We start from the raw sequence: 11917 nt of genomic DNA, 5'->3' as shown, positions 1-11917 counted from the left end.
AGGCCGTCTGAAATATTCAGACGGCCTTTAGGGAGAGACGTTTTATTTTTTCCCGTGAGATTTTTTGACATCTGCTTCAGTAATCGTACCGCCGCCATTATTAAAGGCGTTCATGATGTAAGTGGCAACGGCGGCAACATCGGCATCATTGATGGCGGTAGCAGGCATAAAGCCATTGTAGGATTTGCCGTTTACTTTAATCGGACCGTTGATGCCTTTGGTCATGCTTTGCAACAGGACTTGCGGTTTTTTGTTGATATAGTCGGACTGGAATAAAGGCGGGAACATGGCACCCCGGCCTTCACCTTTTTTACCGTGGCAGGCAGCGCAGTTGGTTTCGTAAATTTTTTGTCCTTTGCTCATCAGCGCGGCATCAGCGGCAAAAGCAGTTGGAATGCTGAGCGCAGTTAGAAGGATGAGGATAGGGCGGAGTGCAGTCATGATGTGTTCCTTTTTTGAGTGGTGTTTTTGATGGCCACACGCTTGGTTTGCGTTTTAATAGCTTGATGATAACGCTAAAGGCCGTCTGAAAGTAGATTTTTCAGACGGCCTTTGGTTTAGGTCAAATCCAGCCTTGCAGATTGGCCCGACTTAATTGTGCAAGTGCGGCAATCCAGTCGGCGGAATCGTTGAGGCAGGGGATGTAACGGTATTCTTTGCCGCCTGCGGCGTGGAATTGTTCGCGTCCCATAATGGCGATTTCTTCCATGGTTTCGAGGCAGTCGGCCAGGAAGCCGGGGCAGAATACGTCGAGTTTGGTCGTGCCTTGTTTCGGTAGCTGATCAAACAGGGCTTGCGTGCTGGGCTTGATCCATTGGGATTTGCCAAACTGGCTTTGGAAAGAAACGATGTATTCTTGTTCGGACAAGCCCAATGCCTGCGCCAACAGCTTGGCGGTATGGTGGCACTCGTCAGGATAGGGGTCGCCGTCGTCGTGATGCTTTTGCGGAATGCCGTGGAAACTCAACATCAGTTTTTCACCGCGTCCGTTTTGGGCCCAATAGGCTTCAATGTGCTGCTTCATGGCTTGGATATAAGCGGCATCGTCGTAGTAACGGGAAACAGTGCGGACGCTCATTTGGTTGCGTTGCAGCAATAACTCTTGAAACACTTTGTCCAAGGCTGCGCCAGTAGAAGAACCGGCATATTGCGGATAGAGCGGAATGACCAGCAATTTGCCCACGCCTTGGGTTTTGAGTTCCGCCAAAACATCGGCAACGCTTGGGTTGCCGTAAGTCATGGCATGACGGACGATGACATCGGGCAAATGTTTGGCTAGGGCTTCTGCTTGGCGGTGTGTGTAAACCTCAAGCGGCGAACCTTCTTTAAACCAAACTTTTTCATAGGCATGCGCGCTTTTTTTGGGGCGAAAGGTCAATACCAAGCCGCGCAATATCGGTTGCCATAAGAGCTTGGGTAGTTCGACAACACGTTGATCAGAAAGAAATTCTTTCAAGTAAGGCTTGACTGCGGCAGCCGTCGGCGCGTCAGGCGTGCCGAGGTTGAGCAGCAGGACGGCTGTACGGTTTTGTGCGGTGTAGGCTAAGGGCGGTTCGGTATGGAAACGGGACATGGTTGTGCTTTATTAATGATGAATATTGAGGCCGTCTGAAAAGTAGTTTGAATCAAAACCTGGTTTCAGACGGCCTTTAAAAGGATTAATCCACACCACGGGCGCGGTTTTCATGGAATTGCGCTTGCCAATCAGCAAATTTGCCTTGTTCGATGGCTTCGCGCATTTCTGCCATGATGACTTGGTAGAAGTGCAGATTGTGGATGGTGTTGAGCTGTGCGCCCAAGATTTCGCCGACTCGGTGCAGATGATGAAGGTAGGAGCGGCTGAAATTCTGACAGGCGTAGCAGGTGCAGCTTTCATTAATCGGACGCTTGTCGAGTTTGTGTTTGGCATTTTTGATTTTCAAATCGCCAAAACGGGTAAACAGCCAGCCGTTACGCGCATTGCGGGTGGGCATGACGCAGTCGAACATATCCACGCCGTGCGCCACACCGTACACCAAGTCTTCAGGCGTGCCGACGCCCATCAAGTAATGTGGCTTGTGTTCCGGTAGGATAGGGCCGACGGCGCGCAACATGCGGTACATTTCGGGCTTGGGTTCGCCAACGGACAAGCCGCCGATGGCCAGGCCGGGGAAGTCGAGTTCTTCCAAACCTTTCAGTGATTCTTCGCGCAAATCTTCATACATCGCGCCTTGTACAATGCCAAACAGCGCATTTGGGTTTTTCAGGTCTTCAAAAGCCTTTTTGCTTCGCTCCGCCCAGCGTAAGCTCATTTGCAGCGATTTTTGCGCTTGGCTGTGCGTTGCTTCACCAGGAGTGCACTCGTCCAACTGCATCACGATGTCGGAATTCAACACGGTTTGGATTTTCATCGACACTTCGGGCGAGAGGAATAGTTTGTCGCCGTTGATCGGGCTTTGGAATGTACAACCTTCTTCGGTCAGCTTGCGCATGTCGGACAACGAGAATACTTGGAAGCCGCCTGAGTCGGTCAAAATCGGCTTATCCCAACCGATAAATTCGTGCAGGCCGCCGAATTGTTCGATGACTTCCAAGCCTGGGCGCAGCCACAGATGGTAAGTGTTGCCTAAGATGATTTGTGCTTTGATGTCATGCAGGTTTTGCGGGTTCATCGCTTTGACCGAACCGTAAGTGCCGACCGGCATAAATACAGGCGTTTCGATTTTGCCGTGGTTCAGTTCCAAAGTGCCGCGTCGGGCATGACCGTCTTTTTTGTGTAAGGTAAATTTGAGCATAGTAATAATAGATTGGACGTTCGCGTGTGTGCGAAATGAAAGGGCAGATTATAAAGGATTTTTCGTTGGTTGACGGCTGGATTTTATCTTTGTCAAAACAATGCTTCAGACGGCCTGAATAATAGAAGAAATAAAAATGAGGCATAAATCAAACAAAAATATCCAGGCCGTCTGAAAAGTATTTACAGATGCTTGCAAAAGGGAACACGCTTCGTTACAATAAGCGACTTAGATGAAGGCACATAGCTCAGTTGGTTAGAGCACCACCTTGACATGGTGGGGGTCGTTGGTTCGAGTCCAATTGTGCCTACCAAATTTCCATAACGGCTTTATGCCGTTATTTTTTAATGTTTTGGAGCTTTCTGATGTTGAACATTACCTTGCCGGACGGTTCGGTCCGCCAATATGAATCACCCGTTACCGTGGCGCAAATTGCAGCGTCTATCGGTGCAGGTTTGGCAAAGGCAACGGTAGCAGGCAAGGTTAACGGTAAATTGGTGGATGCTTGCGATCCGATTACCGAAGATGCCCATGTTCAAATCATTACGCCTAAAGACAAAGAAGGCGTGGAAATTATCCGCCACTCCTGCGCGCACTTGGTCGGTCATGCGGTCAAGCAGCTCTACCCTGATGCCAAAATGGTTATCGGCCCGGTGATTGAAGACGGGTTCTATTACGATATTGCAACTGAAAAACCATTTACGCCTGATGATGTAGCCGCCATCGAAGCGCGCATGAAAGAATTGATTGCACAAGACTACGACGTCATTAAAGTGATGACGCCCCGTGCAGAAACCATCAAAATTTTCCAAGATCGCGGCGAAGAGTACAAATTGCGTCTGATTGAAGACATGCCTGAAGTGGAAGCAATGGGTATGTATCATCATCAAGAATACGTCGATATGTGCCGCGGTCCTCACGTTCCCAATACCCGTTTCTTGAAAAACTTCAAGCTGACCAAACTGGCAGGCGCATACTGGCGCGGCGACAGCAACAATGAAATGTTGCAACGTATTTACGGTACAGCCTGGGCAAGTAAAGACGAATTAAAAGCCTATATCCAACGCATCGAGGAAGCGGAAAAACGCGATCACCGTAAGCTGGGTAAACAATTGGACTTGTTCCACTTGCAAGATGAAGCGCCGGGTATGGTATTCTGGCATCCTAAAGGCTGGGCTTTGTGGCAAGTGATTGAGCAGCATATGCGCAAAGAGCTGAATGCTGCCGGCTATAAAGAGGTGAAAACGCCTCAGATTATGGATAAAACCTTCTGGGAAAAATCCGGCCACTGGGAAAACTATAAAGACAATATGTTTGTGACCAGTTCTGAAAAACGCGAATACGCGGTTAAACCGATGAACTGTCCGGGTCATGTGCAAATTTTTAATAACGGCTTGCGCTCATATCGCGATTTGCCAATGCGTTTGGCTGAGTTCGGTTCTTGCCACCGCAATGAACCAAGCGGTGCGTTACATGGTTTGATGCGTGTTCGCGGTTTTGTGCAGGATGATGCGCATATCTTCTGTACCGAAGACCAAATCGTTGATGAAGCACGCGCATTTAATGAATTGCTGGTTCGCATTTACAAACAATTCGGCTTCCATGATGTTGCTGTGAAGTTGTCCCTCCGCCCTGAGCAACGTGCAGGTTCTGACGAAGTTTGGGATAAAGCCGAACAAGGCCTGCGTGATGCATTGACCGCTTGCGGCGTAGAGTGGGAAGAATTGCCTGGCGAAGGCGCATTCTACGGTCCTAAGATTGAGTACCATGTCAAAGATGCCTTGGGTCGTTCTTGGCAGTGTGGTACCCTGCAGTTGGACTTCGTATTGCCGGAGCGTTTGAATGCCGAATATGTAACTGAAAACAACGACCGTGCGCGTCCTGTAATGTTACACCGTGCTATTTTGGGTTCGTTGGAGCGCTTCATCGGTATTCTGATTGAAAACCATGCAGGCTCATTCCCATTGTGGCTTGCACCGGTTCAAATGGTGATTATGAATATCACTGAAAACCAAGCAGATTATTGTCGCGAAGTGGCTGCCAAATTGCAGGCGGCAGGCTTCCGTGTCGAATTGGATTTGCGTAACGAAAAAATCGGTTACAAAATCCGCGACAACAGCCAATACCGTTTCCCTTATCAAATCGTTGTCGGCGATAAAGAGAAACAAGAAAACAAAGTTGCGGTACGCCGCAAAGCAGAAGACTTGGGTTCTTTGAATGTAGATGATTTTATTGCGCAATTGCAGCAAGAAATCACTGATGCCCTCGTCAATCATTAATTTTTATAGGAGTATTCATCATCGCTCAAGAACGCGAAGCACGAATCAATGGTGAAATTACCGCCAAAGAAGTGCGATTAATCAGTGAGTCAGGCGATCAGCTTGGTGTCGTTTCAGTTCGTGAAGCTCTGGCTATGGCCGAAGAGCAAGATGTCGATTTGGTAGAAATTTCCCCAACTGCCAAACCGCCTGTATGCAAACTGATGGATTACGGTAAATACAAATACCAACAAGCCAAGAAGCGCGACGAAGCCAAGAAAAACCAAAAGCAGGTACAAATCAAGGAAATTAAATTCCGTCCGGGTACAGATGAAGGCGACTATCAAATCAAGATGCGCAACATCAACCGCTTCCTTGCCGATGGTGACAAAGTCAAAGTAACATTGCGTTTCCGCGGTCGTGAAATGGCCCACCAACAATTGGGTGCCCAACTGCTTGAGCGCGTAAAAGAAGATTTGGCAGAAGTAGCGCAAATCGAGTCCTTCCCTAAAATGGAAGGCCGCCAAATGGTGATGATGATTGCGCCTAAGAAAAAATAAAGCTATAATCCAAGGCTTATTTCGATTGCCGCTCGAAATAAGGTTTAATTAGCGGCAAAAACCGTGGTATTTTGGGTTTCAAGTGTTTGAAATTTATTTCAAAACCCCTTATACCTTATCTAATAACGAATGGAGTTTTCCAATGCCTAAAATGAAAACCAAGTCTAGCGCGAAAAAACGCTTTAAAGTACTGGGTAACGGTGGTGTAAAACGCGGTCATGCGTTCAAAAGTCACATCCTGACCAAAAAAACCACTAAAACTAAACGTCAATTGCGCGGCACCGCTATGGTGGATTCACGCGATTTGGCTTCTGTTGCTAAAATGTTGCCCTACGCTTAAGGAGTTTAGAATATGCCACGCGTAAAACGCGGTGTTACCGCTCGTGCTCGTCACCAAAAAGTCTTCGCGTTAGCCAAAGGCTATCGCGGTCGTCGTAAAAACGTTTACCGTGTTGCCAAACAAGCGGTAATGAAAGCCGGTCAATACGCATACCGTGACCGTCGCCAACGCAAACGTCAATTCCGTCAACTGTGGATCGTTCGTATCAACGCAGGTGCCCGTGAAAATGGTCTGTCTTACAGCAAATTCATGAACGGCCTGAAACGCGCTGCTATCGAAATCGACCGCAAAGTATTGGCTGATTTGGCTGTATTCGACAAAGCTGCATTTGCACAATTGGTTGAAAAAGCTAAAGCTGCTTTGGCTGCTTAATTCGATAAGATTATTTAAAAAGGAAGCTTATGCTTCCTTTTTTCTTTTCCAGAAGAAACTCTATGTAGTTGATTTTCTTTCTTTAAACTCTATTTTTTTATACTGATTTGCGATAAAATAGGCCCCTCTTATCAAACGGATTGGCCGCACTAATACAAAAGGCCGTCTGAACAGGTTTGCAATCAAACCCAACAGACGGCTTTGTTGTTTCAGACGGCCTGCCATCAACAAACAGACGATAAACTACTTATGGAAAATGTAAACCGTATCGTTGCAGAAGGTATTGCCGCTATTGAAGCCGCGCAAGACTTCAATGCCTTAGAACAAATTAAAGCACGCTATCTGGGTAAAACCGGCGAATTGACCGGACTTTTGAAAACTTTGGGTCAAATGTCTCCTGAAGAGCGTAAAACCATAGGTGCGCACATCAACGAATGCAAAAATCAGTTTCAGACGGCCTTTAATGCCAAACGGGATGCCCTGAATGAAGCCAAGCTGCAAGCTCAATTGGCTGCAGAAGCCTTGGATATTACTCTGCCGGGCCGTGCGCAAGAGCATGGTGGTTTGCATCCAGTTACTTTGACTTTGCAGCGAGTGGTTGAGCTGTTTCACGGTATGGGTTTTGAAGTGGCGGACGGCCCTGAAATCGAAGACGATTTCCACAATTTCCAAGCCTTGAATATTCCTGCAAATCACCCCGCGCGTGCGATGCAAGATACCTTCTATGTTGAAAATGGCGACGTTTTGCGTACACACACTTCGCCTATTCAAATCCGCTATATGCTCGACAAAAAAGAGCCGCCTATCCGCATTATTGCCCCCGGCCGCGTTTATCGTGTGGACAGTGATGCCACTCACTCGCCTATGTTCCACCAGGCCGAAGGTTTGTGGGTGGAAGAGGGTGTCACTTTTGCCGATTTGAAAGCAGTGTTTACTGACTTTATCCGTCGCTTCTTTGAACGCGATGACCTGCAAGTGCGTTTCCGTCCGTCTTTCTTCCCGTTCACCGAGCCTTCTGCCGAAATCGACATCATGGGAGAAAACGGCAAATGGTTGGAAGTAGGCGGCTGCGGTATGGTACATCCTAATGTATTGAAAAACGTCAATATCGACCCTGAGAAATATACCGGTTTCGCTTTCGGTATCGGTCTCGACCGCTTTGCCATGTTGCGCTACAACGTCAATGACCTGCGCTTGTTCTTCGATAACGATTTGAACTTCTTGAAGCAGTTTAAATAAATTTCAGATGGTCTTTTGATAGGCCGTCTGAAAAAGTGAATAGATATTACTGATTTCGTCTGATAAAAATTTGTTTCAGACGGCTTGATAGTAGAGAAAATAATATGCAATTTCCTTATTCGTGGCTGAAAACCCAAGCCAATCCTGATCTTTCTGCCGATAAACTGGAACATCTTTTGACCATGGCCGGTTTGGAAGTGGAAGAAATCGATACTGCCGCCCCTGCTTTCAGTGGCGTGGTTGTTGCCGAAGTAAAATCCGTTGAGAAACATCCTGATGCAGACCGTTTGAACGTTACCCAAGTCGATGCCGGTACGGGCGAGTTGGTTCAGATTGTTTGTGGTGCGCCGAATGTCAAGCCGGGCATTAAAGTGCCGTGTTCGCTGCCGGGTGCCGTTTTGCCGGGCAATTTCAAGATTAAGCCGACTAAAATGCGCGGCGTACCATCAAACGGTATGCTGTGCTCAACCAATGAACTGGGTTTGCCTGATGATGGTGTAGACGGTCTGCACATTCTGCCTGAAGATGCACCTGTCGGTACCAATATCCGTGAATACTTGGATTTGGACGATACGCTGTTTACATTGAAAATTACGCCTAACCGCGCTGATTGCTTGAGTGTTAAGGGCATTGCGCGTGAGGTTTCTGCGTTGACTCAATGTGCGTTTACGCCCGTTGAAATTCAGACGGCCTCTATCGGCAGTGAGAAAAAACAGGCCGTTCGTATTGATGCACCGACCGACTGCGGCCGTTTTATCAGCCGCGTTATTGAAAATGTCAATGCGAAAGCGGCTACTCCCGATTGGATGAAACAACGTTTGGAACGCAGCGGTATCCGCAGCATTTCCGCATTGGTGGACATTGGTAACTATGTCATGCTGGAAATCGGTCAGCCGATGCATGTTTTCGATGCCGACAAGCTATCGGGCAGTTTGATTGTCCGCCGTGCTCAAAATGGCGAGACGTTGGCGTGCCTGAACGAGAAGACCGTTACTTTGGCCGACAATACACTGGTAGTTGCTGATGAAAAAGGTGTGTTGAGTTTGGCCGGTCTGATGGGCGGAGAGGCAAGTGCGGTTTCAGACGACACGCAAAATATTGTACTGGAAGCTGCTTGGTTTGCTCCGGAGATTATTGCCGGTAAATCCCGTCAATACGGTTTTGGTTCGGATTCTTCTTTCCGTTTTGAACGTGGTGTGGATTACCGCTTGCAAGCTGATGCCATTGAGCGTGCTACCGAATTGGTGGTGCAGATTTGCGGTGGTGCAGCCGGTGAAATGGTTGAAGCACAAGGAAAATTGCCTGAGGCAAAACAGGTTGAATTGCGTTTAGGCCGTCTGAAAACGGTATTGGGCGTTGAAATCCCTGCCGAGCAAGTCGAAATTATCTTGCAACACTTGGGCTTGCAGCCTGAGAAAACTGCAGAAGGCTTCCGTGTTACTTCTCCTAGCTTCCGTTTCGATATCGAGATCGAAGCCGATTTGATTGAAGAAATCGGCCGTGTTTACGGTTATGAAAATATTCCCGACGACTATACTTCAGGCCGTCTGAAAATGTTGGCTTTGCCTGAAACCAAACGCCCGCGTTTTGCGGTTTATAACGAAATGGCGGCTCGCGGTTACCGCGAAGTGGTCAGCTATGCGTTTGTGGATGAGCAATGGGAGCAAGACTTTGCTGCCAATACCCATCCTATCCGCCTGCAAAATCCGTTGGCGGCGCAGTATGCCGTCATGCGTTCTACGCTTATCGGCGGTTTGGTGGAAGTTTTGCAAAACAATTTGAACCGTAAGCAAAACCGTGTACGCGTGTTTGAAATTGCCCGCGTGTTCAGCAAAGATTCGGCTGATCAATTTGTTCAAAACGAACGTATCGGCGGTTTGTGGTATGGCTCTGTTCTGCCTGAGCAATGGGGCGAGAAAACACGAAACGTGGATTTCTACGATATGAAAGCCGATGTTGAGAGCCTTTTGAAAAACAAGGAAGTATCCTTTGTTAAGAGCGAACATCCAGCATTGCATCCTGGACGTGCCGCCAACATTGTTTCAGACGGCCGAGTAGTTGGTTTTGTTGGCGAGTTGCATCCGAAATGGCTGCAAAAATATGATTTGCCGCAAGCGCCGCTGGTGTTTGAAATCGATATGGATGCGGTATTGGGTCGTGAGAAAACTCGTTATCAGTCCGTATCCAAATTCCAAGCTGCACGCCGAGATTTGGCATTTGTAATGCCTGAGGCTGTAACGCATGATGATTTGTTAAATGCCCTGAAAGCGGCGGCGAACAAGCTGGTTCAAGAAATCAGCGTGTTTGACGTTTACCGCGGTACGGGCGTGCCTGAAGGCATGAAGAGCGTTGCTGTCAAAATCATTTTGCAAGATATGGAAAACACGCTGACAGATGAAGTCATCGAGCCTTTGGTTGCGAAAATGATTAAAGCGGCAGCCGAAAAAGATGCACAGCTTCGCGCTTAAAATAAGATAAAAGTTGTCGTCAAAAATCACCAATAATATTTGATTTTTTGGTGAGGACTTGATTTTTAAAAGAATTTTGGTAATAATTGCACCAGTTTGAATGAAGGTAAACACATGACATTAACTAAAGCAGAATTGGCTGATATTTTGGTCGACAAAGTCAGCAACGTCACCAAGAATGATGCCAAAGAAATCGTCGAGCTCTTTTTTGAAGAAATCCGCAGCACTTTGGCGCGTGGTGAAGAAATTAAAATTTCCGGTTTCGGTAATTTCCAATTGCGCGACAAACCTCAACGCCCTGGTCGTAACCCTAAAACAGGCGAAGAAGTGCCGATTACCGCACGCCGTGTGGTAACTTTCCATGCCAGCCAAAAACTCAAAGGCATGGTGGAGCATTACTATGACAAACAACAATAATCCGGTTATTCCTGCCAAGCGTTATTTTACGTTGGATGAGATGTGCCAATTGGTGCAAATTAGTCCGGCTCAATTTGCCCAATGGCAACATGAAAATAATGTTGTGATTGGATACGGTGGCGATCGATATACGCGCTCAGATGTAGTTAAGTTGTTGAAACTGAAAGATACGTTTGAACCATATATCGATACGTTCAGCCGTGGCGCTTTGGATGCAAACGGTAATCCTGCCGCCAATGCAGAAGAAGTTCGCCATGGTCTGATGCAGGTTTTGTCTGATTTGGAGCGTCATTTGGGTTCTGAACAACAAAACCACCATGTCGAGCTGTAATCGATAGGGAAATTCTGATCAAAAGTGCGAAGGCATACAAAGATTTGCATAATTGATTCTAATAAAGGCTGTTTGAATGATTTTCAGACGGCCTTTATTGTTTTATATTGCGTTCAAAATATCAGAATCTTGATTGCAAATGATTCTATGAAATAGCCGTAAATGTTATACTTAGCCTCTTGTTTGCCGATTGGGAAGAAACAGTCATTGGATAATGCGGATAGATGCCGCCTTTTCATGGCAGACTGAGGTTTTTAAAACAAATGTAACGGCAGCATAAACAGGCTGCCGGACAACATTCAAATCGATGAAATGGATAGCAGAAAATGAGCAGAATCCAACAAACTTTCTCAGCGCTCAATGGCGCAAAAGCACTGATTCCTTATATTACGGTGGGTGATCCTAGCCTTGAGACAACCTTGGCATTGATGCATAGCCTGGTGGCTAATGGTGCTGATATTTTGGAACTGGGTGTGCCGTTTTCTGACCCGATGGCGGATGGCCCGACTATTCAACGTGCGGCTGAAAGGGCGTTGGCAAATCATGTTTCTTTGCGAGATGTATTGGAAACAGTACGCTTGTTTCGCCAAACCAATGATAAAACGCCGGTTGTGTTAATGGGCTATTTGAACCCAGTACATAAAATGGGCTATCAGGCGTTTGCGCAAGCGGCTGCCGAAGCAGGCGTAGATGGCGTGTTGACCGTGGATTCTCCGGTAGAAACCATTGCGCCTTTACATGAGTCGTTGAAAGCGCAAGGTATTGATTGCATTTTCCTTATTGCGCCAACGACAACTGAAGAGCGTATTCAAACGATTGCCAAAGTAGCCGGCGGTTTTGTGTATTATGTATCGCTCAAAGGTGTAACCGGTGCGGCAAGTTTGGATACTGAAGAAGTTTCGCGTAAAATAGAGCTTTTGCGCAAATACATCGATATTCCGATTGGTGTCGGCTTCGGCATCAATAATGCGGAGAGTGCGCGTAAGATTGGTGCGGTGGCGGATGCCGTTATTGTCGGCAGCCGTATCGTCAAAGAGATTGAAAGCCACGCGGGTAGCGAGGCTGAAGCAGTAGGCGCGTTGGTTAAAGAGTTGAAAGACGCGATTCGCTAAATTTTTTCATTCCATTGTTTCAGACGGCCTTACGTTCAACAGGCCG

12 protein-coding genes and 1 tRNA gene are annotated in these 11917 nt (G+C 47.2%); 10 read left to right on the top strand and 3 right to left on the bottom strand.

Annotation, left to right across the window (positions count from 1 at the left end):
* Positions 1-42: 42 nt before the first annotated feature.
* From HMPREF2551_RS08360 to tgt, 3 genes are all read right to left on the bottom strand, one after another.
* A complete protein-coding gene (locus HMPREF2551_RS08360) occupies positions 43-441 on the bottom strand; it encodes a c-type cytochrome (protein ID WP_070838398.1) in 399 nt (132 codons plus the stop codon).
* A 121-nt stretch (positions 442-562) separates the two neighbouring features.
* A complete protein-coding gene (gene hemH / locus HMPREF2551_RS08355; RefSeq protein ID WP_070838395.1) occupies positions 563-1573 on the bottom strand; it encodes a ferrochelatase in 1011 nt (336 codons plus the stop codon).
* Between the two features lie 85 nt (positions 1574-1658).
* Entirely contained in the window at positions 1659-2774 is a 1116-nt protein-coding gene (tgt, locus tag HMPREF2551_RS08350) for a tRNA guanosine(34) transglycosylase Tgt (RefSeq protein ID WP_070838393.1), read from the bottom strand.
* A gap of 236 nt (positions 2775-3010) precedes the next feature.
* Here tgt and HMPREF2551_RS08345 point away from each other — a divergent pair.
* The 10 genes from HMPREF2551_RS08345 to trpA all read left to right on the top strand — a co-directional run bounded on the left by HMPREF2551_RS08345 (position 3011) and on the right by trpA (position 11871).
* Positions 3011-3087: transfer RNA gene (locus HMPREF2551_RS08345), tRNA-Val, on the top strand.
* 52 nt (positions 3088-3139) lie between these two features.
* Positions 3140-5053, top strand: a complete 1914-nt coding sequence (gene thrS / locus HMPREF2551_RS08340) for a threonine--tRNA ligase (protein WP_070838676.1) — start codon at positions 3140-3142, stop codon at positions 5051-5053.
* A 17-nt stretch (positions 5054-5070) separates the two neighbouring features.
* The gene (gene infC / locus HMPREF2551_RS08335; protein WP_079453755.1) at positions 5071-5592 is read left to right on the top strand and encodes a translation initiation factor IF-3; all 522 of its coding nucleotides are present in this window, start codon (positions 5071-5073) and stop codon (positions 5590-5592) included.
* 142 nt (positions 5593-5734) lie between these two features.
* Positions 5735-5932, top strand: coding sequence for a 50S ribosomal protein L35 (rpmI, locus tag HMPREF2551_RS08330; RefSeq protein WP_003675505.1), 198 nt, complete (start codon positions 5735-5737; stop codon positions 5930-5932).
* Between the two features lie 12 nt (positions 5933-5944).
* Positions 5945-6304 carry a 50S ribosomal protein L20 gene (gene rplT / locus HMPREF2551_RS08325; RefSeq protein WP_003675502.1) on the top strand — a complete coding sequence of 120 codons (360 nt, stop codon included), beginning with the start codon at positions 5945-5947 and terminating at the stop codon, positions 6302-6304.
* Between the two features lie 249 nt (positions 6305-6553).
* Entirely contained in the window at positions 6554-7543 is a 990-nt protein-coding gene (pheS, locus tag HMPREF2551_RS08320) for a phenylalanine--tRNA ligase subunit alpha (protein ID WP_003683075.1), read from the top strand.
* A gap of 104 nt (positions 7544-7647) precedes the next feature.
* Positions 7648-10011 (top strand): phenylalanine--tRNA ligase subunit beta, encoded by a 2364-nt coding sequence (pheT, locus tag HMPREF2551_RS08315; protein ID WP_070838391.1) that lies wholly within the window; start codon positions 7648-7650, stop codon positions 10009-10011.
* A 114-nt stretch (positions 10012-10125) separates the two neighbouring features.
* Complete coding sequence (locus HMPREF2551_RS08310; RefSeq protein WP_003680933.1) at positions 10126-10428, top strand: integration host factor subunit alpha; 303 nt, start codon at positions 10126-10128, stop codon at positions 10426-10428.
* Positions 10412-10759, top strand: coding sequence for a hypothetical protein (locus HMPREF2551_RS08305; protein ID WP_049344100.1), 348 nt, complete (start codon positions 10412-10414; stop codon positions 10757-10759). The genes HMPREF2551_RS08310 and HMPREF2551_RS08305 overlap by 17 nt, the downstream gene beginning before the upstream one ends.
* Before the next feature lie 326 nt (positions 10760-11085).
* Positions 11086-11871 carry a tryptophan synthase subunit alpha gene (gene trpA, locus HMPREF2551_RS08300; RefSeq protein WP_070838389.1) on the top strand — a complete coding sequence of 262 codons (786 nt, stop codon included), beginning with the start codon at positions 11086-11088 and terminating at the stop codon, positions 11869-11871.
* The last annotated feature ends 46 nt before the right edge of the window (positions 11872-11917 follow it).

It is taken from the genome of Neisseria sp. HMSC066H01 (genome assembly GCF_001837375.1).
In the GTDB taxonomy this organism is placed as follows: Bacteria; Pseudomonadota; Gammaproteobacteria; order Burkholderiales; family Neisseriaceae; genus Neisseria.
The sequence above is the reverse complement of the archived record's forward strand: the minus strand, read 5'-3'. Positions and strand labels throughout refer to the sequence as shown.